Annotated in this window: 20 protein-coding genes; 2 read left to right on the top strand and 18 right to left on the bottom strand. The window is 50.4% G+C overall.

Features of this window, described 5'->3' with window-relative positions:
- Positions 1-239: 239 nt before the first annotated feature.
- Positions 240-1775: a PQQ-like beta-propeller repeat protein gene (locus OXG87_21910; protein ID MCY3872212.1), complete on the top strand. Its 1536-nt coding sequence runs from the start codon at positions 240-242 to the stop codon at positions 1773-1775.
- Positions 1776-1781: 6 nt separating this feature from the next.
- On the opposite strand, the gene OXG87_21905 is transcribed toward OXG87_21910, so the two are convergent.
- The 15 genes from OXG87_21905 to OXG87_21835 all read right to left on the bottom strand — a co-directional run bounded on the left by OXG87_21905 (position 1782) and on the right by OXG87_21835 (position 19518).
- Complete coding sequence (locus OXG87_21905; protein MCY3872211.1) at positions 1782-5081, bottom strand: ABC transporter permease; 3300 nt, start codon at positions 5079-5081, stop codon at positions 1782-1784.
- On the bottom strand, positions 5066-5719 hold the full coding sequence (locus OXG87_21900) for an ABC transporter ATP-binding protein (protein MCY3872210.1): 654 nt from the start codon (positions 5717-5719) through the stop codon (positions 5066-5068). Before OXG87_21900 ends, OXG87_21905 begins: the two co-directional genes overlap by 16 nt.
- Positions 5720-5738: 19 nt before the next feature.
- On the bottom strand, positions 5739-6155 hold the full coding sequence (locus tag OXG87_21895) for a thioesterase family protein (protein MCY3872209.1): 417 nt from the start codon (positions 6153-6155) through the stop codon (positions 5739-5741).
- Positions 6156-6169: 14 nt separating this feature from the next.
- Positions 6170-6661 (bottom strand): hypothetical protein, encoded by a 492-nt coding sequence (locus OXG87_21890; protein ID MCY3872208.1) that lies wholly within the window; start codon positions 6659-6661, stop codon positions 6170-6172.
- Positions 6662-6674: 13 nt separating this feature from the next.
- Positions 6675-7973 (bottom strand): glycosyltransferase family 4 protein, encoded by a 1299-nt coding sequence (locus OXG87_21885; protein ID MCY3872207.1) that lies wholly within the window; start codon positions 7971-7973, stop codon positions 6675-6677.
- A 15-nt stretch (positions 7974-7988) separates the two neighbouring features.
- The gene (locus OXG87_21880; GenBank protein MCY3872206.1) at positions 7989-9248 is read right to left on the bottom strand and encodes an NAD(P)/FAD-dependent oxidoreductase; all 1260 of its coding nucleotides are present in this window, start codon (positions 9246-9248) and stop codon (positions 7989-7991) included.
- A gap of 10 nt (positions 9249-9258) precedes the next feature.
- On the bottom strand, positions 9259-9528 hold the full coding sequence (locus OXG87_21875; protein MCY3872205.1) for a hypothetical protein: 270 nt from the start codon (positions 9526-9528) through the stop codon (positions 9259-9261).
- A complete protein-coding gene (locus OXG87_21870) occupies positions 9525-9743 on the bottom strand; it encodes a hypothetical protein (GenBank protein MCY3872204.1) in 219 nt (72 codons plus the stop codon). Before OXG87_21870 ends, OXG87_21875 begins: the two co-directional genes overlap by 4 nt.
- Before the next feature lie 74 nt (positions 9744-9817).
- Complete coding sequence (locus OXG87_21865) at positions 9818-11086, bottom strand: phenylacetate--CoA ligase family protein (protein ID MCY3872203.1); 1269 nt, start codon at positions 11084-11086, stop codon at positions 9818-9820.
- Between the two features lie 3 nt (positions 11087-11089).
- Positions 11090-13213 carry a TonB-dependent siderophore receptor gene (locus tag OXG87_21860; protein ID MCY3872202.1) on the bottom strand — a complete coding sequence of 708 codons (2124 nt, stop codon included), beginning with the start codon at positions 13211-13213 and terminating at the stop codon, positions 11090-11092.
- Between the two features lie 45 nt (positions 13214-13258).
- Positions 13259-14500: a PQQ-binding-like beta-propeller repeat protein gene (locus OXG87_21855; protein MCY3872201.1), complete on the bottom strand. Its 1242-nt coding sequence runs from the start codon at positions 14498-14500 to the stop codon at positions 13259-13261.
- Between the two features lie 24 nt (positions 14501-14524).
- Positions 14525-15871 (bottom strand): coproporphyrinogen-III oxidase family protein, encoded by a 1347-nt coding sequence (locus tag OXG87_21850; protein ID MCY3872200.1) that lies wholly within the window; start codon positions 15869-15871, stop codon positions 14525-14527.
- Complete coding sequence (locus OXG87_21845) at positions 15868-16962, bottom strand: PQQ-binding-like beta-propeller repeat protein (protein ID MCY3872199.1); 1095 nt, start codon at positions 16960-16962, stop codon at positions 15868-15870. The genes OXG87_21850 and OXG87_21845 overlap by 4 nt, the downstream gene beginning before the upstream one ends.
- A 12-nt stretch (positions 16963-16974) precedes the next feature.
- Entirely contained in the window at positions 16975-18090 is a 1116-nt protein-coding gene (locus OXG87_21840) for an iron-containing alcohol dehydrogenase (protein MCY3872198.1), read from the bottom strand.
- 3 nt (positions 18091-18093) lie between these two features.
- Entirely contained in the window at positions 18094-19518 is a 1425-nt protein-coding gene (locus OXG87_21835) for an aldehyde dehydrogenase family protein (protein ID MCY3872197.1), read from the bottom strand.
- Between the two features lie 212 nt (positions 19519-19730).
- On the opposite strand from OXG87_21835, the gene OXG87_21830 reads away from it, so the two are divergent.
- Positions 19731-20870, top strand: a complete 1140-nt coding sequence (locus OXG87_21830) for an ATP-binding protein (GenBank protein MCY3872196.1) — start codon at positions 19731-19733, stop codon at positions 20868-20870.
- 22 nt (positions 20871-20892) lie between these two features.
- Here the strand turns inward: OXG87_21830 and OXG87_21825 are convergent, their stop codons facing one another.
- Genes OXG87_21825 through OXG87_21815 form a run of 3 tightly spaced genes read right to left on the bottom strand, consistent with a single transcriptional unit; the run spans position 20893 to position 25611 of the window.
- On the bottom strand, positions 20893-21981 hold the full coding sequence (locus OXG87_21825; protein MCY3872195.1) for a hypothetical protein: 1089 nt from the start codon (positions 21979-21981) through the stop codon (positions 20893-20895).
- 13 nt (positions 21982-21994) lie between these two features.
- A complete protein-coding gene (locus OXG87_21820) occupies positions 21995-23422 on the bottom strand; it encodes a PQQ-binding-like beta-propeller repeat protein (GenBank protein MCY3872194.1) in 1428 nt (475 codons plus the stop codon).
- Between the two features lie 32 nt (positions 23423-23454).
- Positions 23455-25611, bottom strand: a complete 2157-nt coding sequence (locus OXG87_21815) for a PQQ-binding-like beta-propeller repeat protein (protein MCY3872193.1) — start codon at positions 25609-25611, stop codon at positions 23455-23457.
- Positions 25612-25661 lie beyond the last annotated feature (50 nt).

Raw genomic sequence — 25661 nt, 5'->3', positions numbered from 1 at the left:
ATATTTTGCAGTTCTACATTGCAAAATATCACATCACAGCCTGTAATTGGAATCAGACATAGCCCCATCAAAATTAAAAGCCATTTCTTCATCGCAAACTCCTTTCTGTGATGTGATATTTTGCAATGTAGAACTGCAAAATATCCATTTAATGAATGGTTGTCAAACCCTTCTTTTTTGTTTACGTTGGAGATAGAGATTCGGCGGACTGACATCCAACAACTAAAAAAAGGAATTTTATGCCTGCTCCTCTTTATCCCAAATCCATTCGCTGGTGGCCCGCTATTGCTATCGCCGCATTGATGCTCATTGTGTTATCGGCAATCTGGATTCCCGAAAGGCCAAGCCGTCAGATGCAGGTTATGCCAACGATACTGGTCTGCTCAGTCGGATTTCTTTTACTCTGTCTCTGGTTCTTTACTTTTTCCCGAGCGAGTCGCAAAATCCGCCTGCGGGGTCTAAGTATTCTTATACTCCTGATCATCCTGATAGTTTCACTATTCCAAATCCGCGGTTTCACGGGCGACCTGGCTCCCAAGATAGAGTGGCGCTGGTCTTCTGTCACATCGATATCCGTAGCGGGACAATCTTCAAATGGCCCCGACATAGACTATCCGCAATTTTTGGGTCCTCACCGCAACGCCATCCTCAACGGAATAAAACTGGAATCCGATTGGGATCAAAATCCCCCCAAATTGCTCTGGCGTGTACCCGTTGGTGAAGCCTATTCCGCCTTTGCCGTTGTTGGACGCTCTGCCGTAACTCAAGAGCAAAAAGGCGAAGACGAAACCGTGGTCTGTTACGACCTCTTGACCGGAAAAGAGAAATGGCGTCACAGCGCGCCTGCGCGATATGAAACCGCGATTGCCGGAATTGGTCCGCGAGCCACACCCACCATATCGGGCAATCGCGTTTATTCTTTTGGCGCAACCGGCATCCTCACCTGTCTCAATTTAGAAACTGGTCGAGAAATCTGGTCACGCGATACTGTGAAAGAAACCGATGCGCGCGTTAAAGAATGGGGCATGAGCGGTTCGCCTCTCATTTTAGACGACAAAGTGATCGTGAGTCCGGGCGGGTCAAACGAGCAATCGCTGATGGCTTATGACAAAGAAACCGGTGCTATTATCTGGGGAGGTGGCCGTACAAGAGCGGGGCATAGCTCGCCCAGTTTGGCCTCCATAGCAGGAATGGATCAAATACTCATTTTTAACAGGGGGCAGGTTGCGGGTCACGATCCAATTTCCGGCAAGTTGCTATGGGAATATCCCTGGACTGGTGGGATGACGCAACACGTTGCCCAACCCATTCCACTGCCCGGAGACAGCATCTTTGTATCAACAGGTTATGGTATCGGCAGTGAATTGATTCAAATTGCGAAAAACAGTCGGGATGAATTTACTGCCGAGCGGATATGGAAAAGCCCTCGTCTCAAAGCCAAATTTGCCAATATGATCTATAAAGACGGATATATTTACGGGCTGGATGATGGCGTCCTCGTGTGTCTGGACCTGGCGGACGGACAGCGCAAATGGAAGCAAGGGCGCTACGGACACGGCCAACTCATTCTCGTAGATGACCTCTTGCTCATCCAGACCGAATCGGGCGATGTCGTCCTCGTTGATGCATCACCAGATGAACACAATGAACGCGCGCGCTTTCCCGCTCTGGACAACCACACCTGGAACGCACCCACATTTGCCGCGCCCTATCTGCTCGTGCGAAATGATCGAGAAGCAGTGTGTTATGAACTCGCACTCAAAAAGATAAATTAACGCGCCTCACACCTCCTGTTTCAACGCGGGCAATAAAGGTGCTCGCAGGGCAAAGAAAACAGCTATCGCGCTTGCGATGAGACCCGCGCCGTATATAATGACAAGCGTGAGAGCCAGCGATTCCCAGGGGATTAACGCACCATAGCTCATAACATGGGGCGCTACTGCAATAAGCGCGGAGATGCTACCGATAGCCAGCCCCACGAGCATTAAAAACCCATTCTCCGCAAGCAACATCCGCGACAGCACAGCGCGTCGAAATCCAAAGGCGCGAAGAACCGCCAATTCACCGCGCCTTTCAATCACATTTCTCAATAGAACGATTCCCAATCCAAGCGTCCCCAACAGCAGTCCCAATCCCCCCAGTGTTTGAAAGGTGGAGAGATACGTGTTTTCGACCTCCTGAAAATGCGCGAGTTTTTGCGTTGTAGATACGGCGTCTAACCCGATATCTTTTAATCTGCTCTCCACAAGCGCTGTAAGTTGAACGGGTTGTTGCGTTTCAATGAGAAAAGCGCCATACCCGCTCTGGTCGGGAAAGTGCCGCAAAAAATTGTCTTCGGAAATCAGCAATTCACTTTGAAAAATACTCGTCTTTAGCAAGCCCACCAATCTCAGCTTGACGGTCCCCCCCATCTCATTCTGCAACACAATATCATCGCCTAATTGCTTGTGCAAGATCCACATAGCCGAATTGTAATCCCCAATTGCCGGGATCACATCTGCGCCCAGATCCCCGGATAATAGAGTCCAGGGATTTTTCACCTGGGTACTCGTTTGCTGAAATGTAAACCCTCCTCGCTGACGCAGAGCTTCGGGAACGCCCAAAACGCGCGGGCTTTCGGGCTTGTAAAGATTGAGACAACTCGCATCTTCACCGGGCAAAACGCGCATCGGAATGAACCGCGCCTGATCCAGAAAATCTGCATCTGCTTGCGAGAACCCGAGTTCAAATTGCCCGTCTTTTGAATTGAAATCCCAATAAATCGGCACATCGACTTCGGCGATGAGGGCAAAGCCCCCCGTACCAGAAGCTTTGTCCTGCGCGATATTTTGAGTCAAATCCGTTCGTCTATTTGCGCCTACTGCAACAATGACAAAACACGCACACCCGATGAGTGAGGCACACAGCAAACTTCGCCCGGGTTGCCGCTTGCTATTTTGCACCCCCATCCCAATAATACCCTCTCTTATGGCGCGATGCCCGCGCCTGAACCAGAGCGAGAGAATGCACAATCCCGAAACCATCCACAGCGCGCCACTGATAAAAAACAAACCCGTACCCGCTGATGGATTCACCGCCACTGCTCCCCCCAGACTGAACGCGGCGAGGATGAGGCTGCCCAGAACATACCATTTTGCGCGCGACTTTGCGCGCACTACTTCCGTAATACCCGATAATAATGCGCGAACAGAAATATTGCCCAAACGGCGCAGTGTGAGCCAGATTGCCAGCAGGATCACAATTAGTGAAATGGCATAGCCTAACAACAGACTCGATGCGTGGATGTGGAGCGCGAGATCAGACGTACCAACCGCGCCCACCCAATAAGTACGCAATCCCGCCATAATCAGATAGGCATAGAAAACACCGCCTACCAGCCCCAAAATACCGCCTACACACGCCAGTATGAGGCCCTCGGAGCTAAAGAGGCGGCGGATTTTTTTTCCCGTATATCCCGACACCATCCGCATGCCGACTTCTCTGCCTCGCTGCTCCACACTCAGGCGAAATAACAAACCTACCAGAAGAGCCGCGGAGATAATCAGAAATTGGCTGAATGCAATAAACAGCCCGCTAAAGTCCGTTGCCCCTGCAGAAGCAGCCAGGCCCTGTTGTTTGACGGGCTGAAATGCCAGACCAGCAGATTCGGGCGCGATATTTTTTAGCAAGCGATCCTCAAATCGCTTCGCTGTTGTTTCGATATCTTCTCCTGCAACAGCCCCAATGCGTATGGTGGTTAATACGCCAAATCGACTTTTCCACAATCGCTGCCCAGTCGCGGCGGACACAAAGGCTTTTGGCGCGTCGCGATAGGCGTCCCAATAATCTTCATCTTTCGGACGAACGCGACTCAGGTCTATGGGAAAAGGCGCTTCCCAATCGGCCATATTATTTGCATCACCCAGGCCCGGATAATCGGGAGACAATTTTTCATCTGCGCCCAATCCCGCCATTGCCACAATACCCTTGAGTTGAAATATCGCCCAACGGGTCAGGAATTCTTCCCCAGGCGCGACTTCGTAATAGGCAACTTTGACCTCATCTCCAACCCGTGCGTTCAAATCCTCAGCTGCCCAGGTATTCAGCAAAATATCGTCTTCTCCGAGTTGCAGTGATCCATCTACAAGCTGAAAAGCCCCCAGATTCTCAACATCTAACGCAGAAATTGTAGAATAGGGCAATTCTCTCTCCCCCACCTGTGTGGTATTCGCCAGATAGGTGAGAATGGACATGTGGGGCGCGTTTAATTCGGCAGATACTTGTTGAACAGTTTCCGCAATATGGGATTTGAGAATAAACTGCGTGCTCTCAATAGAGAAATAATCGATCTCTCGGCGGATGACAATGCCGAGATCATCGGGTGTTACAACGCGGGAAAGTGCTTCCTGAACGTCTGCATCTGGATCACCAGATACCAGCAATGTATTCACGCGGCCTCTTTGACCCAATGCTTTTTGCAAAACCGGCAACGACAGGTATGCATTGAGTGGAACAGTCTGACGGGCGAAAAGGCCGAAGCGTCCCATACCCCTATCGGGGAGCACACCTGCGAGCGTCAGTCGAATTGTTTGAACCGCACCATCGGCACGTCCAAATAGCGATTCGCGGTGAATATCATCTGATTGTTCAAAAGACAACAGAATGGCATCGCCAATCTGTGCATTGAGTTCTTTTCGGAGGGATTCGTTGACAACAACGGATGGAAATATGCCTTCGCTCGTCAACTCGGGCAATATTCGATCAAACAGATTTGCAAAGCGATTGTCAATACCCTGAATTTGAACGCGAGAAGCCCGCGTATTCGATCTCGCGTGAACAGCCGTTCCGCTCAGACTGATGGCCGATACAACATCCTGGGTGTTGAGTTCACGCTCGAGATCGCGCGCCAGACTCGCACGGAAAAAACGCTCGGATACCAGGGCGTGGTCAATTTTGCCCAGGCGACTCAGCGACAAATCTCTCAAGCTGCCGCGCACGGAATCGCCTACGATCAAGGCACCCGTCAGAACAGCAGTCGCCACTGCCACGCCGAGCATAACAGCCAGATTAATTCGCCAGAAATAGATCAAACTTCGACGCACGTTCCCTCCTGCAGATCAAACCGCCGCTCAAAGCGATGGGCCAGTGCCGTGCTGTGCGTCGCGCAGATCAGGATATTATTTTCTCGCTCGTGCAATTCAAACAGCAGATTGGCTATCTCTTCTGCTCGTGCTCCATCCAGGCTACCCGTTGGTTCGTCGCACAAGAGCAATGCCGGGGAATTGATAAGCGCACGCGCAACCGCTGTGCGCTGTCGCTCGCCGCCAGATAATTCAGCGGGCCGGTGATCAATGCGATGCGACAAGCCCACGCGATCAATAATTTCCTGGGCGCGGTCTCGCGCATCGCCATTTCGAAATGCCAGCGTCGGGATCAAAACATTTTCCAAAACCGAGTATTGCGGCAAAAGATGGTGCTCTTGAAATACAAATCCAATCCCCTGATTTCTAAACCGCGCGAGTTCGATTTCCGACAGTGCAAAGGGATCCTCTCCCTCAATTTCGAGACTCCCTTCAGATGGCCGGTCAAGCGTACCAAGCACATGCAACAAGGTACTCTTCCCCGACCCCGAAGGCCCCATAACACTCAGCGACTGCCCCGCCGCCATATCAAAAGATATATCCTGCAGCACATTTACATCGCCGAAGCGTTTGGAAAGATTCTCAACTTTTAGTGCCATCTTGAACCTCTTAGATATACTATTTCAAGATCTGTATTTGATCCGCAATAAAATCTGGAATCGGTATGGACCTGATTTTTTCGCCGGGATTGCATATACAACATACCGTGCTCAATTCTCCGTGGGCAATAGCCGTATCCCCGCGAAAAAAATCAAACCGATAGGTCAGCGATTTTGTGCCCTTGCGTATCACCCTCAGATGAATATCCAGCACATCTTCAAATACGGCTGGACTGAGATATGTACATGTCGCTTCCAATCGCGGCCACCCGATTTTATTTCCATCCCATTCTGTTGAAACACTCGTACCCAACGCGCGCAAAAAAGCATGCTCGGCAGCTTCCATAAACACAAAAAACCGGGAAAAGTGTACAATCCCGGCCATATCCGTATCGGAAAATGCAACCCTGCGGGTAGTATGAAAATCACTGTGCATAGTGCTATCCGTCATCAAGACGAAGGTTTAAATAATGTCACCAGACAACCTCCCATCGCAGCCAGTATAATACCCAGCACAAATTGCCAGTTCAAACCACCCCACCCACCTGCTGGCGGATGCAAGATGAGGGAGACGACGGCATTGACCATAGGCGCGCCGGCAAAAACAATGGACATAACCACGGGTGGCGTCCCTTTTGCACCAAAGGCGAGGAGCACGCCAAATGCACCGATAGCCCCCACAATGCCAGCCAGCAGCGACCATGTCAGCCCCTTTGTCGGGAATGACCAGTCCGACCCGTTAATCGCCAGCACAATGAGGGAGCCAATAACAGCTGTCAAAAGATAGGCAATGCCCACAAAGAGAAAAGCTTTGTAGCGTCCATTTTCGGGATCGCCCATAGCGATCTGTCCGGTGTGCAGAAAAATCCCGTATAAACCCCACGCCCCCACAGTCATCAACGCAAAAATCAACCACGTAAGTCCAGAAGATGAAGTCGGCATTTGCCCTCCCGTGTTAAGTTTTTAATCCCACATACTGTCGATATACCGCCAGTGTTGCTTCCGCCATATCGTCGTCGCTAAAATTTTGATGTACTGCTTCTTTGCCTTTTTGCCCCATCGTCTCCCGCCCCTCTTTGTCGTTCATCATCCGCAGCAGCCCTGCCGCCAGAGCCTCTGAAGAATCTGGCTCTACCAGAATTCCCCCACCCGTTTTTTCAATCCATTCTGGAAAAATACCGTGCCGGGGCTGAACAACGGGAACGCCATTGGCCATAGCTTCGAGCAGCGATAGCCCCTTGGGTTCTCTATAAGGCGTTGGCACGGACAAGATATGAATGCTATTCAGGAATGCAATTTTTTCTTGTCGATTGACTTCCCCGCGATAATCAAAAATATCGGAAAGCCCCCGGGATGCGACTTGTTCGCACACTTGCTGAAAATACGGCGCATCTCTTTGTCCGAGATAACCGGCAACATTGAGTTTTACCTTTTCCACACCAACTTGCTCAGCCAGTTGATGAAACGCATCTACCAGCACATGCAACCCCTTCTCGGGACATATTCGGGCGAGATAACCAATAGTAAAAGGCAGCGGATCTGGCTTTACACTGCTTTCTCCATGTCCGTCTAATTTGATACCCAAAGGCGCAACGTGAATCCTATTGCGCGGCACATCGAGATAACCAGCCATAAAATCGGCATAATAATCACACGTAGCGACAAATCCATCGACATCCCTTGCCCGATCTCGCAAGCACTGCCGCGCCTCTGATTTGTACGGTTCTATCAATCCCTCGAGAAAGATATCCTCGCCTTGTAGAGAACACAAAACGGGAATACCGAGTTCCCGTTTCATTTCTCTGGCCATGCCCAAAAACATCGAATTGGTCAATTGCACGAGGTCTGGTCGAAAATCCTCTTTTAACCAACGCACCAGCTTTGCGAGTTCTTTTTTTTGCGCGCCATTTTCCCCCTCTAAAACCGATACAGTGAGCGCGCCGAGGTCTTCCGCGCGTGTTGATCCACTAAAACGGGCGATACCATTGAGCAGCGTTCGGCTATTCAATAATCTATCGACAAAAGAGGGCGTGTGCCGAAAAATACCCATTTTCTGCTGGAGATAAACATTTATGCCGCCGTAAAATACCCGATCGATACTCGCGCCCGGTTCATCGGTACGCAGGGGCGTGTACGTCGGAACAAGCGCAAAATCTATTCCCTTGCGCTGAAGCGCAGAGGCCAGCGCATTGTCGTGAATACAACTGCCACAATACATGCCCGCCGCACCCGCGGCAATATAAGCAATTCGCATATACAGCAATCCCGTTTAAGCGGATACCTCAGCATAGTGATCCACAGTCTCGGGCAGATCACACATTTGCCCCATAGGCTCAAAAATAGGAGTGACATCCTCGCGATAGACATTGCCTTTTAAGATATTGATAATGCCATCTATACATTCTGGATGCGCTTTTAAAAATTTGGCAAAACTGAAATCTTTGGTATAAAAAGCATAGACCAATTTGCGAATCGCCTCCATACCTGGTAGAAATTCTGGTCCCCATTTGCCGAGTTGATCCGCAGAGAAATCGCGTTTTTCAATGGCCTCGTGGATCGCATCAGCGGCCATCTCGCCCGATTTGAGTGCGAGAAACACACCTGAAGAATAAACGGGATCTATAAAACCAAAAGCATCGCCTACCAGCACCCATCCCTCACCCGCGACAGTATTGGATCGGTATGAAAAGTCCTGCGTGACTTTCATCGGAAATAGCTGCTCGGCCCCTGCGAGCCGTTCTCGCATGCGGATACACTTTGCTAACTCTTCTTCAAAAATTTCCTGGGGAGTTCTCTTGCGGTTCTGTAACAAATAATCCAATCCCCCAACAACACCCACGCTGACCACATCATCTGCCAGCGGGATGTACCAGAACCAGGAATCCTTGTCTTGCGTATGTAAAATCAGCGTTGCGCCTTCGTCAATACCCTCATCGCGGAACGCGCCTTTGTAGTGCGTGAAAATAGACGCCTTTTTTAGCTCTGGCTCAATCGTCTTGGTCTTTAGCCTTCGCGAAATAAGCGCGCTTCGCCCCGTCGCATCTACAATAACACTGGCAGATACATCTTGAATCCGTCCATCGCGGCATCTTACCTGAACACCCGTTGCGTGCTCTCCACTAAAATGCACCTGATGCACACTCGCCCCTTGTACGATCTCAGCGCCTTTCTCGCGGGCATTGTCCATCATCATAAGATCAAATTCGCTGCGCAACACCTGATATGTAATCGAACTTTCGTGGGGATCGTGTAAGTGAAAATAAAATGGCGCAGAGCCTTTTCCCGATCCGCTGAAAAACTGAACACTGTATTTTTTGACAAACGCACTTTTTTTTAGCTTGTCGAGCAGCCCCAACCGCTTGAATGACCAGTAAGTACCCGGCATCAGGGACTCGCCAATCTGAAACCTGGGAAACTCCTCCCGCTCCAGCAACAACACGCGGTGACCGTATTCAGCGACCAGTGCGGCTGTCGTGCTTCCCGCAGGTCCCCCGCCTATGACAATGACATCGTATTGATCTGAGATCATGAAATAGTTCCTAAAAGTTCCTCACTAATGTGTCGTATTCACTATGTGGTCCAATCCAGAACCACAGGATAACATTATCTACCACAATGCCCAGCGCGCGCCAACCCATTCCTATTCTTACAGAGTAGATTGCTTGCGTTGGATGCACTCGCTTAAACTCAAGGCTGGGATGCGCTATATTTTCCTTCCAAAGTTTATAATTTTTTCGCGCAATTACCTTGACTCTGTCGGGTAATTTTTGGAAGCACCTGATGAAGTCTCGTGTTAGTTGGGAAGTCACAGTTCATCAAAACCCATTTCTTTTGTACGCCCCGCTCTATATTCCTCTCTAGCTTTATCTGCAAGTGCGGCAAGCACATCGGGAGATTTTGCCAGAGATTCATCCCATCGAATCTCATCTTCAATATCTTTTAATAATTGCTCCGCAAGTGCATCCTGTGATTTTTCGGGAAGTTTTTGCGCTTCTTTAAATGCTTTGGTAAGAAGATCGGTCATATCTTTATCTCCTTTTATCTATGTTTATCCGTGTGAAACGCTCAAATTACTCGCGTTTCTTCTGTGGTTGCTTTTTAACGATGATCTGTAAACCGTCTCGCTTTAAGTTCAAATCTCGGCAACGTATTGTGCGGCACGGTTTGAACGCTGGCGCGTATGCCCAGAATATGTCGCACCTCTCTACCTATCGCCTCGGAAATTGCACCCGCCTCTCCGCCATTTAATTCGATGCGAATTTTCATATCATCCATTTCGCGTTGTCGATAAATATCCACTGCAAACTCGGTCACTTCGGGAAATCCCCGCACGATATTTTCAATCGCGCTGGGATAAAAATTGACGCCGCGGACAATCAACGCATCGTCGATACGTCCAATCACGCCCCCTTCCAGACGCGAGAAACTCGAACCGCAATCACATATTCCCGCATGCAGCTTTACGCGATCTCCCGTGCGATAGCGAATAACCGGCATGCCAGCGCGTCCCAAATTGGTGAGCACCAACTCACCCTCTCTCGCTTGTTCGCCCGTATTGGGATCGATCACTTCGCAAATAAATTCAGATTCGTTTATATGCATGCCATCTCGAAACGCACATTCAAATCCCCACGCACCCACCTCAGTCGCTCCGGCGTGGTCGTAACAACGCGCGCCCCAGACCTGCTCAATGCGTCGTCTGGTCGCAGGCAACCCCGCGCCGGGTTCGCCTGCGTGAATTGTAGTCTGAACACTCCCACCTGCAATATCAAAACCTTCGGCCTCAGCCACCTCTGCCAGATGCAGGGCATACGTCGGCGTACAGATCAGAACAGTAACCCGATGATCCTGGATCGCCTGCAAACGCTGGATCGACGACATAGATCCCCCAGAGATAGACATTGCACCCATTAAACGCGCACTCTCATGCCCGGTCCAGAATCCGATAAAAGGGCCAAAGGAAAAGGCAAAAAACATCCTGTCATTTGCCGTCACGCCCGCCCCGCGATACACATAAGTCCAGCAGCGCGCAAACCAATCCCAACTCTCTACCGTATCCAACCAGTTCAAAGGCTCTCCCGTAGTCCCCGATGTTTGATGGACACGGACATAGTGATCTGGCGGAAACGTCAGATTGCTGCCATAAGGAGGATACGCCATCTGATCTGCTGAAAATTCCTCTTTGGTCGTGAAGGGCAATCGCCTGTAATCATCGCGCGTCTGAATATCCTCGGGTCGATAAATACCCGCTCGATTCAACTTATTGCGATAAAAATCATTGCCATTCAGCACTGAAGACAGCATACCTCGCAACCGCTTCAACTGCCGCTGCCAAAGCGCATTTCGGTCTGGGGTCAAGTCGGGCATAGTTCAAATATTGACTTCAAAAGCACAGTACAGGCCAAATGGATTGGCCGGAATAATTGAAGCGGAGCCAAAGCCGCGCGTTTCGTATTCCTGATTGGTCAAATTTTTGGCGTTAATGCGAAATTTTAGCAGCCTGTACGCATAAGACACCGAGGCATCCAGCGTCAGCACATTCCCAATCTGAAATTGATTGTCTTCGGCAATAAACTGGCTGGCAACATAGCGCGCGCCAATCCCAAATTCCAATCCGTTGTCAAATCCTCTCGCCGTCCACACATTAAAAATATGACGCGGCGAAAAAGCCGCCCTATTTCCCGAACGATCCATAAGCTGGTATGTAACTCCCGTTTGCGTGAACACGGGAACAAACTCGGCAAAGCGAGTGAGTTTGGCATTGGAAAATGAGTAGGATAAAAATGTGTGCCAATTTCTCACGGGGCGCATCATCACTTCCAGCTCAAGACCGCGAGACCTCTGGTCCCCATCTTGTTTTGTAACACCCGTTGCATCGGGAATGCCAATATTGTTTTTTGTCAAATGATAAACTGCGAGGCTCGCGTGCAGGCGGTTATCCAACAGGTATTTTTTCGCGCCCACTTCCATCTGGAAACTCTCTTCTGTCTCTCTCGGGCCAGCTACCTGACTGGAAGGAGGTGCAAAGGCTCTGCCGACATTGGCGTAAAACGAGAGATCCTTCGTAAAAGAAACCACCATGCCAGCCATAGGACTCAGTTTGTTGTAATTGCGAGACGTGGAAGTCAGGGGATCATCGTAATCAATGCGGTCGTATCGCACGCCCACAAATGCCTGATAGCATGGACAAAAAACAATGCGATTCACGACATAAGGCGCGACAACGCGGCTTTTTGAATCCGCCCCCTGCGATTGTCCTGGAATAATAAAATGAGGTTGGCTCGTGTTCGCGGTCTCCACGGGGTTGAACACGTCGATATTGGGCAAAGCAGCCACATCTAAGGTAAATTTGTCTTTCCACTGCATCAATTCCAGTCCGGTAAGCAGGGTGTGTTCTACGTGGCCCGTGCGGAATGTAGAAAGCAGTTCAAACTGATTGCCCAACACTTGCTGACGGTCGTCCAGAAGAACAAGTGAGCGCACGATGTCCAGACTCCCCTGGGCATTGGGAAAGACGCCGCTGAACAATGTGCCCTGAGACACCCATGAAAAATCGGTGTAATAGAGCTTGTTGCGAAGCGTGGCCCGCTGCGATAAGCGCGACTGAAGATCGACGCGCGCCCGATAAATATCTTGATCTGACGCATCAAAAGGCGATTGATACGATTGTGTACGCGGCACATCTGCGACCGCCCCATTAATAATGGGCAGCCCCGAATCCGATTTGTACCTGCTGGTGACATATTCAAAATTGGCGGTCACTGTGGTTTTGTCACTGGGCCGCCATGTCACTGCGGGATTCACAGCCCACAAACCGCTGTCTTTATCGTCTCGATAGCTGTCAGATACCTGCCGTAGTGCATTGACGCGCAGGGCAATACCCTGATCGATATCCGCCCAATTTGCATCCACTGTTCCGCGCCCTGTCCTGTACGGGCCGTAAGAACCTCCGACCTGAAACACATTTGTAAAAATCGGTTGTTTGCGACTCAGATTCACCGATCCAGAAAGCGGGTTACCGCCATATAAAAATGCCCCCGGACCCTTGAGCACCTCCACGCGCTCCAGATTGTAAAGATTGTAAAACGTGGCTTCCGGCTCCGATGCACCATCGGTGAGCACCAGCCCGCTGGAAAGCGAATCGAATCCGCGAATGACAAAGAAATCCGTAACGCCAAATACGGTCTGGATATTGACCCCGCTCACATTTCGCAGTGCATCTCCCAAAACCACGCCGCTTTGATGTTGAAACAACCCGTGATTGACTACACCGATACTCGCCGGTGTCAAGCGGATTGGAATGGGAACCTTCGTCGCAATAGTGCTCACGGTAGGCACTTTTTCCTTGCTCTCCGTCACCACAATCTCTTCCCCCGCATAAACCGGCAGTTCTTCCTCTTCCTTCCCCTCCTCTTCTGCATTCTCAGCAAAAATGGGACTGCTAATCATGCTCAAAACACAGACAAAAATCAAAAGCTGTTGCAAATAATTCATAGCGGCTTCTCCGGTTATCGGTTGTCCCCCGGCCTTTTCCGACTATTATTCGCTCTCCGTGTCCACAGGTTTCGCCTGCATGCCCGATACATTCATGCATACAATCCTGTGCATATCCCTCACAAAAATTTTCCCATTGGCAAGTGTTGGTGGTGTCCAGCACTTGCCCGATAGCACTTGTGCTCTGGCCTTTTCCCGAAACTCTGTGGGCGATGCGTCTGCCAATGCGAGTTTGCCTTTATCGCTCAAAATAATCAACTGTCCATCGGCATAAATAAGCGTCCCTTTGCCATACCCCCGGTGTTTCCACTGTTCTTTGCCAGTCTCTGCTTCAATACATTTCAAAATTGCATTGTCAAAACCGTAGATATAGTCGCCGATCAGAAGCGATGTACCAAAATGATTTTTCATACCGCGGCTTTCCCACACCTTTTTTACACTCAGACCATCTCCCTCCCGGGATATTTGCAACAGAGCTGCCCCATGGTCATAGCCCGAAGAAATAAATATGCGATCTGGAGGCACTAAAATTGGCGTAGCAACATTCAGATCATAAGATGTGTACCAGGGAAATCGCCAGAAGAGCGAGCCATCCGTGGGAGAAAGCCCAACCGCGGCTTCGCCCGAAATAAAAACCACCTGACGAATACCCGCAATATCTACAGCAATAGGCGATGAATAAGACACGATGTCGTTTTGAGACGCCCACTTGACAGCGCCATTTGTCTTATTCAAAGCGATAAACGTCCCTTGCCGTGTGCCAACCTCTAAAAGCAACAAATCGCCTTCGACCAGCGGCGACGTCGAAAAACCAAATTTTGGCACGCGACTGCCCAATCCATCGTAGAGATCGACCAGCCACAGTTTTTTCCCATCTTTTGCATTGAGCGCGTACAACCAGCCTTCTGCACTGAGCACAAAAACCCGATCGCCATCTACAGTGGGCTGAGAACGGGGGCCATTTCCACCTTGCCGCTCATAGTATTTGGCACCGGTCCTGAAACGCCAGATTTCCTCACCCGTTTCTTCATCGAGGCAAACGGCAAATTCATCTTCACCAGCCGAGAACATAGTATAGACCCGTCCCTCTGCGACCGAGATACCGGAAAACCCCTCACCGAGTTCTTTTTCCCACACAACCCTTGGCCCTTCTTTTGCCCAGGTTGTCAACAACCCCGTTTCAGAAGAAATACCCGTTCGGTTGGGTCCCAACCATTGAGGCCAATCCGCGTGTGCGGAAGAAAAGCACAGCACAACGGCGATTGACAAATAATACCTGTATTTCATATATCCTCCATTGTTATTAATTGTTTATGTATAGCGCGAATTGCGATATTTTTCGTGATAAAATTCGGGCAGCAACTGATCGACGCGCAAAAGTCCCTCCCGGCTCAGAGTGATACTCTGCGAATCAAAATCCAGCATCTCGTATTCCCTGAGTTTCTGATAGGCATCACCAAATTGGTGCAAAATATTGACGCCAAATTTATCCTGAAAATACGCTGTTTCAATCCGCCCGAGCTTGAGTTGCAAAATCATCTCTCTGATCAGCCGCTCGTCTTTTGTGGGCACAAAAGATCGATTGATCGGAAGTTGTCCTTTGTCAATGGTTTCGATATAGGGATCCCAGTGCGTCTGGTTTTGAAAATGCATACCACCCACATGTGAAAAAGAAGCCACACCCGCACCGATGAGATCCGCGCTGCGCCACAGGGCATCTCGATAGATGAATTTGTTCAGACGACCTTTTTTCACCAGTGTATAAGCACTCGATGTTTCATAGCCCGCGCTGGCAAACTCTTCAATCGCATAATTGTGCCAGGCGCGCTTGGTAGCCCAATCTGCGACCTGCAAACCACCCCCATCGCGTATCGCTTTTGAATACGTCGTATTAAACGGCAATTCCATCTGATAAATAGTGACGCTATCCGCGTCGAGATCAATGGTACCCTGCACCGTATCTCGCCACGTCTCCCACGTCTCTCCGACCATACCGGAGATTAAATCTACATTGACCTGTACAAATTCCTGCGCCTTGACCCACGGCATAGCCCTGTAAATTTCTTTGCTGACGTGTGCGCGACCATTCTCCCGCAAAATATCGTCGTTTAAGTTCTCCAATCCCAGGCTCAAACGCGTGACGCCAATCTCTCGAATAGCCTCGACTTTGGATTCTGACAGCGTACCCGGTTCGCATTCAAATGCCACTTCTTCCGCATCATCCCATGGCATCACAGCCTTGACCCGGTCAACCAATGTCTTTAAATGTTTGACACTGATATAAGACGGCGTGCCACCGCCAAAATAAACAAAGTGCAATTTTCGCCCTGCAATACGCGGCAACGTGCTATAAGCTTCCACTTCTTTTGTCAGGGCATCCAAATACGTCTGAATTTCCGCGCTATTGCGATCTGTATAAACCCGAAAATAACAGAACTTGCACCGTTTTCGGCAAAATGGAATATGCAGGTAAAGGCCGAGAGGTGTTTCTCTATCCTCCGAATCAGATGAGTGCAACATCTCTTCAATGCGCGCCGTATTTTCATCGCGCCAGAAAGAGTAAGGCGGATAATTGGAAACAAACACGCTACCAACATCTGTCTCCTTCCACACTTTGCGGGTTGTCGCTGGCTCTGGAATCTGGATTTGCTCGCTCATTCTTCCGCCTTTCCAAAACAATATAACGTGCCATCTGTTGTGCCAATAATCAGCCGCTCGCGCGCAACACTGGGCGAAGCAATAAATCCCGATCCGGTTACAAACTCCCAATCGGATTCGCCAGTCTCGAGATTTAATGCCACGATTTTTCCATCCATTGTACCTGTAAAAACGCGATCCCCCACCACAACGGGAGACGCTTCAAATCGGGATCGGGATGTATAAGTCCACAAAACATCACCCGTATCGGGATCAAGCGCGTGAACCATCTTGTCGCGCCCTGCAACAATAACCCGCTCTCGGGTCACGGATGGCGATGCAACATAGGGAAATTGCCGTTGTGGATGTTCGTATCTCCAGACAATCTCTTTTGCATTTAAATCAATGCACAAAACCTGGCTCTCATAAGTCCCCACATAAACACGCGTCTGGTGAACAGCGGCACTTGCCCCCACATAAGCGCCGAGTTCAATTTGCGATTGCTCTTTTCCACTGGCAATATCGATAACGCGCAAGAGACCATCACAACCCGCGATCAGTGTATGCGCTTGTGCGATAGCTGGCATCCCGTGAACATAACCATCCGTTTCTATCTTCCACAACAAAGACCCGTCGTCCGGCGCGAGGCAGTACAAGAACTGATCATAAGACCCAAACAGGATGCGGCCCCCGGTTGCATTTGCCGACGAGATAATCTCCCCATCCGTTTGAAACGTCCACAATGCCTTACCTGTCTGTGCATCAACAGCGTGAAAAACGCCATTGCCATCGCCGAAAAACACGGTTTTTTCGAAAACCAATGGCGACGATTTGATCTCACCCGTAGCCGAATACGTCCACTTGAGCACACCGCTATCAAAATCAAAAGCGTACAGCTTTTCATCCAATCCGCCCACATACACCGCGTCTTGCCAAATTGCGGCGGTGGATTCAATCCCTATTTCGATCTGTGCCGTCCACAACACATCCAGTTCAGCGGGCAGGTTACTATTTGCAACACCCGAAGATTGTGCATCCCCGCGAAACCGGCTCCATTCTTCTGCCTGGACGGGAATTAAAAATAAAGAAAAAACAAGAAAAAAAAGAATCATTCTCATTGCGGATCAATACACAAATTCGTAAAGCGCGAGAAAATCATCTTCATTCACGGGTCTCGGATTAAAAGCACCCGTCCACTGTTTAGTTGCATCTCTTGCCAGCATGGAAAGGCTGTCACGCGATACACCGAGGTCGCGCAATCGAGAAGGCAAATTCGCACATTCTTTCAAAAAAGCGATCTTCTCGACGAGTTCATCAACATCGGATCCGAGTCCACGATAGCACGCACTTTCGGTTTCTCCATTAAATTGGACGACAGCGGGCAGCATAAGTGCCACAGCGACGCCATGTACAATACCAAAATGCGCGGTCAATGGATTGGCACACGCATGGGCTGCACCCAACATGGCATTCTCAATAGCCGCGCCAGCAAAATGCGCGCCCAAAAGCATTTTACTTCTCGCTTCGCTATCGGAAGCATCCTTCAGCACGCTTTCAAAACTCGATGAAAGCAAGTGCCACGCCTTTTGCGCAAACATCATAGAAATAGCATTGCGGCGCGTGCAAGCATAACTTTCAATGGCGTGTGCGATGGCGTCTATACCCGCTGCTGCTGCGACATCTCTCGGCACACTTTCAATCAGTGACGGATCGAGAATAACACTCCGAAATCGCGCCTTTAGATCGCCACAGGCCATCTTGACATGCGTTTTTGCATCGGAAATAAGCGCGTAGGACTGCGCTTCGCTCCCCGTGCCCGCAGTCGTTGGAACTCCAACAGAGGGCAACATCGGTTTTGTCGCATGTCCCATACCCCAATAATCTTTTATCTCTCCGCCGTTTGTCAGGATAAAATTGATCCCCTTGGCGCAATCCATCGCACTGCCCCCACCCATCCCGACAATCAGATCAATATTCCCCTGTGCTTTTGCAAACGCGACTCCGGCATCTATATGCGCGGTCGTGGGATTTTCACCTGCACCATCAAACACAAAAAAATCCACGGAAGCGCGTTGAAGTAGCGCAATCGCACGGTCTGCAAGCCCGGCACTTACAATCCCTGGATCGGTCACAAAAAGAATGCGGCTTCCGCCCAATTCTTTTGATAATTTTCCCAATTGCGCGAGTGTGCCTTCCCCAAATACCACGCGCGTAGTGGGACAAAAATCAAATGCTTTCATCTCCTAAGCCTGTTTTGCCCATTGCAGCGCACGCTGCCGGTACAGGTGTTCGAACAAATTGCCCTCGTGTGGTTGATCCCAAGAAATCTGAGGCGTGGGAATCGCGCCCACATTGAGTCTTTCAACATGGGGCGAATTGAGCAATTTGTCGATAAATACACGGTCTTCTGTTATTGCTGTCACCACGAGACTCGGTCCAATCTTGTCCAGAATTTCCGACTGTGGCACCTCGACTACGCTCGCGTATGGGAACAAATATTCGGTATTTGCAAGGGGATGTTCAAAATCATCGCACCAGACAACCGTGGGATTTAAGAATTTCAAGCCATCGATCTCGACCAGCCGATCCCCGCGCAATTCTTCTGTCAGATCTTCAGCCCCCGGGGTTTTCAGATGAATGTCTATCGCTGTCGAAATTTGATCGGCGAATGTGGGGTTGGTAAATGCCGCGATCTGCGCATCTGGATCATCCAGAGGTCTCCCGACAATTTTTGCCAATCGCTCTGCGAGTGCTTCGGCAATTTCTCGACCATGCGCGGGAACCCACACACCCGACGCATTGATACAGGAGCGACCGCCATTTGCAGCAATCGAGGCAACCGCGATGTCGAGATAGTCTTCCCAGCGGTCTATCACATCGTCGCCAATAATAACCTTACTCTGCCCAGGCCCGTGGATTTCCACGCGGGGATCGCCCAGCCAGGGCGCGACCGTCGCCCCGCCTCCAAAGAGCATGGAGCGACCGCAGCGAAGCAAAATTTCAGTGGCACCACCGTGGTCCGTCGGATAAAACCCAAACGCTTCTGGCGGGCACCCGGCTTCGATAAACGCCTGTGCAATTCGGAAAGGCGTCCATGGCTCTTCGCGCCCGGGTTTGAGAACGAGGGGTACTTTGAGCGGTATGGAGGGAACCCACAGCGCGTGTACCCCCGGTGAATTGCTCGGCAATATCGCCCCGAGGGCATCGGCCTGGCAAATATAGCTGAGAGAGCGACCATCCTGATCGTGCCAGCCCTCATCGAGCACAGCGAGGTCTAACCCGCGCGTGAGACCCCCTAAAATAGCTTCGATCTCCGTACACACGAGTTGAATTTTTTCCATATTCGCGCGGCAGAGAGCTTCGGGCATACCCGTTGTACCAGACACCTGTTTGACATAGTCATCGGGCGTCTGGATATGGTCACCAATTGGCAAATCGGCTTCTGCAAATAAGCGCGCAGCTTCGCGGGTTATACCTACGAGTTCAGGTACACCCAGCCTGTCGAGCACCTGTTTGTTCGCCGCCGCCCCATTTAAGTCTTTTGCGACCAGCCCACGGTTTGCCTGACTGACCCGAACGAGCGGCTCGCCAGTTTGAATATGCGACACTTCCTGAACGCTCAAACTCGTGTACGGTTTTCCCGCGCGTAAAATGGGTAAGTGAATCATATATTTTGCCTCTTTGAAAGACTAATTATCGCTTCCCTGCAACATTCAGAGATGTGGCTTTGACTCGCGTTTAGCATAAAAAAGTAGCTTTTCTCCTCAGTAAAAGCAAGCACAATGAGATACATGAGTATTTTCATATTGACTCTAAAATACTCACGAGTATATTAAGGTTCAGTCTAAAATACTCACGACATGCGAGAAAGGTGATAAGTATGGAACCCCGTTACATCATGGATCATATTGAAGCAGATATCGCAGACAGAATGATATTCATCGGCGGCCCACGCCAGGTTGGAAAAACAACACTCGCAATCTCACTGTTGGGGCAAGGACGAAATGAATCCTCACCGGCCTATCTGAACTGGGATGTACTGGCCGACCGCGAGAACATTCTGGCGGGAAGACTCCCTTCGGGACAGACCCGCGTCATTTTCGATGAAATTCACAAGTACGCGCAATGGCGAAATCTAATGAAGGGATTATTCGATAAAAACAAGACATCCGTTTCTTTTATCGTCACCGGCTCGGCCCGGCTGGACTACTATCGCAAAGGCGGCGACTCCTTGCAAGGACGATATCACTACTACCGTCTTCATCCCTTCACGCTGATGGAATGCGGGCAGAAGCCCGATAACGCGCTCGTGGCGCAATTGCTCAGATTTGGCGGTTTCCCCGAGCCATTTCTCAGAGGAGAGGCGCGATTTCACCGCAGATGGCTACGCGAGCATTCCGCAAGAGTCATCTATGAAGACCTCCGCGATCTGGAAAATGTGCGAGAGGTATCCATGCTGGACCTGTTGCTGTCTCACCTGCCCGCCTGTGTGGGATCCCCGCTTTCGGTCAACAGCCTCAGCAAACTCTTACAAGTGGCTTACGAAACCGTCGAACGCTGGCTTGCGATCTTTGAAAGGCTATACATGTGCTACCGCATTCCACCATTTGGAGCAAAGAGGATCAGGGCCGTACGCAAAGAAAAAAAACTGTATTTCTGGGACTGGTCGCGCGTAGCAGACCGCGGTGCCCGGTTTGAGAACATGGTAGCCGGACACTTGTTGAAGTACTGCCACTATATAGAAGACACAGAGGGATATAACATGGAATTGCGCTTCATCCGAGATATCGACAAACGCGAGGTAGATTTTGTCGTTCTCCGCGATGGATATGCTGAATTTGCCGTCGAGTGCAAAACCGGCGAGCGCGGCACTTCTCCCGCATGCAGGTACTTCAGAGAGAGAACAGATATTCCGCGATTCTACCAGGTACATCTGGGCACAAAGGATTTTGGCAATGCAACAACCAACACCCGCGTTCTACCGTTTTCTACCTTCTGTCGTGAATTAGGACTACCCTGAAAAAATAAAAAAATCCACCGTTTTAATACACCCCAACCACGACGGATTCCTGCAACTCAGAGAACAGACCCAGATTTCTCACGCCATCCCAGGGATAGGCTTCAATCGGTTTGGCGCGTTCGGCTTCATCGCGTTCGAGAAAGCGGGGCATGAAAAATTCTTTCGTAAGCGTCGTCAGCATCACGCGCCCGACTTCGTCGTAACCGACCTCTTCATCGGGATTATCTGAATTCACCAATTCTATAAACGCGCGGGGCACGGGCGGATAATACGTAATCGCGTAATTGTCTTCGGGTTCCAGCGGCTTGGAATAAGCCAGCCCCATCAGGGTATTGCCGTAGGTAGGAACAAAATCAATGCCCGGGATAAGCTCTTCTCTCGCAAATCTATTAAATTGTGCGTTCATCTCTGTGCCCCCGCAGAAAATACCGCTGATCCCGGCTTTTTGCAGAGAAATTTTTTCGCACAATTCTTCGAGGAGCTTGGGCGTCGTGAACATGCATTTCACATTGTCATTGGCGCGCAGAATCGTGAGTGCCTGATCAATCACATGGGCTTTGTAGAGTTCCAATTCCTGGAGCGCGCCGCGCTTGATCAGCTTGTTGACCCATCGGGGATCGAGATCCACGAGAAAGCAAATCCCACCGCGAATCTGACAAAGATATTCGACAGCCAGGCGCAATCGCCGGGGACCTGTTGGCCCCAGCATCAGCCAGTCCGCTCCCTTCGGAAATGTTTCTTCTGAGAGGTGCTCGCTAAACATTTCGTAGTCGATCTGAAAATCATTTTGGCTGATCCGATATTTGGGAACCCCAGTTGAGCCACCCGTCTCAAATACATAAGTCCGCTGTCCCTCACTACCCCTCGGTATCCATCGTCGCACGGGACCGCCGCGCAGCCATTCGTCCTGGAAATGTCCGAGGTATTTCAAATCGCTGTACCCGCCGATCTCCCGCCGCGGATCAAAATCCAGTTCTCCTGCAAATTCCAGCCAGAATGGACATCCCGTACTGGGATTAAAATGCCACGCGACCATATCTCGCACCTGGGTATCGAGATTGTCTCGCGCTTCTTTGACCTTATCGGCCACTGGTGTTGCCAGAACTTCCATATTGTGACCTCTCCTACTCGCCTTTAATCGCATACAGCGTATTGCGCGTGCCAATGTAGAGCATGCCATCTTTTGCAATAGGCGTGGTATATACGGCGCTACCCATATTGATTTCGTTGATCAGTTCAAATTCTGTTCCGGCTTTCAAAATCGCCACATCGCCGTCTTCATCGCCGATATACACCTTCCCATCCGCGACAAAAGGCGATCCCCATATCGCAGCAAATGTATCGTATTTCCAGTGCTGTGTGCCGGTTTTCAGATCGAGACAATAGACAAAACCGCTGAGGTCTGCCGCATAGAGCAGGCCATCGCTGATGCCCACCGTAGAAATAGTCCGGTTGTAATCTTCATTGCCAAAGTGCCACACCGCATGGCTTCCCGTCACATCCCCTGTACCCGTCGCGTCAATAGCCCACAAATGACCAATGCCCTCGCCGTGCTCCGGGTCTTGTCCAACGCCGATAAAAACCTTGTTATCGTAAATAACGGGAGTGGAAATAATTGCATTGCGCGTGCCGCGTCCGCCCAACTCCCACACAGATTCTTTTGGATTGCAGTCAAATTTCCAGATCAGGTCGCCAGTCTCGGGTTCCACTGAATAAACCCAACCATCGCCTCCGGGGCAAATCACCTGCGGCTTGCCATTGATAACGCCATAAGCGGGATTGGACCACTGCCCGTGCAAGATACTTTCACCGGGATAGGCTTTTTCCCAAACCAGCTCGCCCGTATTGAGATCAACCGCAATAAAGCTGGGCGACAGAGGCGACGGGATGGCGATGTGGCCCTCGTCAACACCATTAGCCGTGATGACAAACAGGAGATTGCCCGCTCCCACGGGCGAACAGGTCGCCAGATTGTGAGGGAACACATCCAGTTCTTCCATCATGTCGTATTCCCAGATAATATCCACGCCGATGTCGCTCGTATCCTCTTCTCCGGTATATGGACCGTCATTTTCCCCATCCAAAAACCCCTCTGTATCCGCACACACCACGCGACATTGATTCGAGATATAATACATCCGATCTCCGCGAATATAAGGCGTAGAGCAAATGCCCTGTTGTGGCCAGTCATTGACGCGCCCCGCGGGCAGCTTGGGATGCGCTGCTTGCCAGAGAAATTTCCCATCGGATTCCCGAAAAGCCATGATCACGCCCTTGTCACCCGTAATTTTGGGATTGCGCTCAATCTGGTTATTTGTACCCATGAATATTTTTCCACCGATCCTGATGGGACCGGCGTAGGACTGCGAACCGAGATCTGCTTTCCAGGCAATATTTTCACCCGTTTCTACATTCCAGTTCAACGGCAAATTTTTTGCGTCTGACACGAGGTTGCGATCTGGAGTAAATCCCCACATAACCTCTTCAGCAATACCAGTCGATACGATCAAACCAGCGATGACACATCCGCTAAAAAGTCGTTTCAATTTCATTTTATTCCTTTATCTGTAAGGGTTTATGAAGATTACCACACTTTCACATTATCGTAGTAAATCGTAGCGGGTGAATAGCCGTAAAGCGCGGGGCTGCCCTCTTCTATCGGCAAGGGATCTTCTACTTCAATACTCCACGCATCGGGTTCGGGATCGCCTTTTTCCCAAACTTTGCCCCGAACAATAGCTTTACCGCCTTCGATATCAACTCTCATTTTCATGGTGTACCACACCCCCATATCCCAGTGGAAATTGATGCGTTTTGCCATGCGCAAATCCGACGACCACGACCGCACTTCGAGGCGCTGGTGAATGCCCTGAAGGTCGAGAATATAGCGATGCGAGACAAGCCCCATATCGGGACGGCGTCGCTTGTTTTGCGTACCCATAAGATCGGCCTGAATAGTATAACCGCTGAGTTTGTACGGCGCCACATAGAGATTTGAGCGATCCAAGCCACGTGCAGCCGGCGGTTTTGCCAGCACCTTGTTGCCATCTTTTTCCTCCACCACAAACCCCCTGCCCCCCCACACCCAGTGCAATGGATTTTTGCCGGCTTCGACATTTTCAAAATCCTCTGTCCAGGGCACATCGGGCACCACGCGCACCCAGGTTTGTCGGGTTAATTCCCCCAGTTTGGCCGTGATCCATCCGCCCTGTCCCGCTCTGGACGGAACAAACTGATTATTCTTTATTTCTCCAGCCAGACCATTCAACGACCACTCGGCGTCGGCATTGCCGATCAAGCGCCCCTTCTCGTCATAAGCCTCTGCCCGCAGGGGCAGTACCTCGCCCTGTTGTATGGTCGCCTCAGCCGGAATCGAAAGAATAGATGCTGGTTCGGCACCCGAAGGCGCGCTTTCGTGCTTTGCATGAGCAGAAGGCGTGACTTCAAATCGCGCGTTTTTATCGCCCAGACAAAACAACCCGGCTTCGGTCGCAAAATAGATACGGCGATACGCAACAGCGGCCGATCCGTAGATCTCGGCATGCCCGCCCTCGGGCATCGCTATTTTCTTTTTGTCGAGCACTTCCGCACCCATATTGTCCGTTTTGAGAATCTGGAAGCCGCCATTGACTTCAGTAACATAGAGTTTTCCATCGGCCCAGGTCGGCGATCCCTTGCCCACAGTGCCGATATTTTGCTCCCAATATTGCTTTCCCGTTTTGGCGTCTAAACAATGCACATTGGCCGAATTGTCGATCACATAGACGCGTCCCGCGTGAACCGCTGGCGAAGCATAGCCCGCGGTCATACCGTCTTGTCGCCAGATTTCTTTGCCCGTACGCGCATCCAGACATGTAACGCGCCCCAGGGCGGTATTATCGACATTTTCTTCACTATGTGCGACATAAACGCGATTATCAGCCACAACAGGCGAGGTATTGATGCCGCGCTTACTGAATGGAAAACCCCATACTTTTTCGCCCGTTGCGACTTTGAAGGCAAAAATACCGCCATTGCCATTGCCGGCAACCAACACGCGCTGCCCGTCAATTGTCGTGACAACAGGCGTAGAGTAAACGGTTAAATCAACCTGCCCACCGCCGCCTGGACGAGCCATCCACGCGGTTTCACCCGTATGTTTATTAAAGGCAACATACCGATGAGAAGGAGGTACACCAGCCCATCCGCGATTGCCCATGCTGATGATAACCAGATCGCCATCGACAACGGGCGTGTGCAATCGTCCGCCATAACCGGAGAATCGGTTAAATTCTTCAGTTAGAGACCGCTGCCACTGGACATAGCCATCGGTATCAAAACAGATCAATAACCCACTGACGAGATGGGCGTAAATATTACCGGTCTCACCATCGGCCCCCAGACTTGCCCATCCCAGACGATTGAAGGTTATGGTTGAGTGCCAGACATTGAATTTCTTTTCCCAAATGAGATCGCCCGTTTCCGCATCAAAACACGCGATGTGCTCCTGCTCGGTTATGTCTTTGCCGGTTCGCCCGATAACATAAACCCGCCCATTTACAATAATCGGTGTAGATCTGCCGATAAAATCACGGCGCCAGATCAGATTTTCCCCCTCCAGAGACCATGTAGAAATAAGCCCCGTCTCCGGCGAAGCGCCATTTTGCATGGGACCGCGCCAGTGCGTCCAATCAGACGCCTCGGAAATACTTCCCAAAAGAGAGATACAGAACAACAAAGCAAAAATAGTACGTATCTTCATCGGCTTTCCTTATTTTAGTGCCCAATTGGGCGGTGAAAAAAGTGGAGCAT

The organism is Gemmatimonadota bacterium, from assembly GCA_026706845.1.
Lineage (GTDB): Bacteria > Latescibacterota > UBA2968 > UBA2968 > UBA2968 > VXRD01.
This window is presented reverse-complemented; position numbering and strand designations above follow the sequence as displayed.

Excerpts from the sequence above, each read along its gene's own strand:
- OXG87_21850 (MCY3872200.1), bottom strand. The coding sequence starts at position 15,871 with ATGAGCGAGCAAATCCAGATTCCAGAGCCAGCGACAACCCGCAAAGTG.
- OXG87_21835 (MCY3872197.1), bottom strand. The coding sequence starts at position 19,518 with ATGATTCACTTACCCATTTTACGCGCGGGAAAACCGTACACGAGTTTG.
- OXG87_21860 (MCY3872202.1), bottom strand. The coding sequence starts at position 13,213 with ATGAATTATTTGCAACAGCTTTTGATTTTTGTCTGTGTTTTGAGCATG.
- OXG87_21865 (MCY3872203.1), bottom strand. The coding sequence starts at position 11,086 with ATGCCCGACTTGACCCCAGACCGAAATGCGCTTTGGCAGCGGCAGTTG.
- OXG87_21830 (MCY3872196.1), top strand. The coding sequence starts at position 19,731 with ATGGAACCCCGTTACATCATGGATCATATTGAAGCAGATATCGCAGAC.
- OXG87_21895 (MCY3872209.1), bottom strand. The coding sequence starts at position 6,155 with ATGCACAGTGATTTTCATACTACCCGCAGGGTTGCATTTTCCGATACG.
- OXG87_21900 (MCY3872210.1), bottom strand. The coding sequence starts at position 5,719 with ATGGCACTAAAAGTTGAGAATCTTTCCAAACGCTTCGGCGATGTAAAT.
- OXG87_21815 (MCY3872193.1), bottom strand. The coding sequence starts at position 25,611 with ATGAAGATACGTACTATTTTTGCTTTGTTGTTCTGTATCTCTCTTTTG.
- OXG87_21845 (MCY3872199.1), bottom strand. The coding sequence starts at position 16,962 with ATGATTCTTTTTTTTCTTGTTTTTTCTTTATTTTTAATTCCCGTCCAG.
- OXG87_21910 (MCY3872212.1), top strand. The coding sequence starts at position 240 with ATGCCTGCTCCTCTTTATCCCAAATCCATTCGCTGGTGGCCCGCTATT.
- OXG87_21885 (MCY3872207.1), bottom strand. The coding sequence starts at position 7,973 with ATGCGAATTGCTTATATTGCCGCGGGTGCGGCGGGCATGTATTGTGGC.
- OXG87_21820 (MCY3872194.1), bottom strand. The coding sequence starts at position 23,422 with ATGAAATTGAAACGACTTTTTAGCGGATGTGTCATCGCTGGTTTGATC.
- OXG87_21890 (MCY3872208.1), bottom strand. The coding sequence starts at position 6,661 with ATGCCGACTTCATCTTCTGGACTTACGTGGTTGATTTTTGCGTTGATG.
- OXG87_21825 (MCY3872195.1), bottom strand. The coding sequence starts at position 21,981 with ATGGAAGTTCTGGCAACACCAGTGGCCGATAAGGTCAAAGAAGCGCGA.
- OXG87_21855 (MCY3872201.1), bottom strand. The coding sequence starts at position 14,500 with ATGAAATACAGGTATTATTTGTCAATCGCCGTTGTGCTGTGCTTTTCT.
- OXG87_21840 (MCY3872198.1), bottom strand. The coding sequence starts at position 18,090 with ATGAAAGCATTTGATTTTTGTCCCACTACGCGCGTGGTATTTGGGGAA.
- OXG87_21880 (MCY3872206.1), bottom strand. The coding sequence starts at position 9,248 with ATGATCTCAGATCAATACGATGTCATTGTCATAGGCGGGGGACCTGCG.
- OXG87_21870 (MCY3872204.1), bottom strand. The coding sequence starts at position 9,743 with ATGACCGATCTTCTTACCAAAGCATTTAAAGAAGCGCAAAAACTTCCC.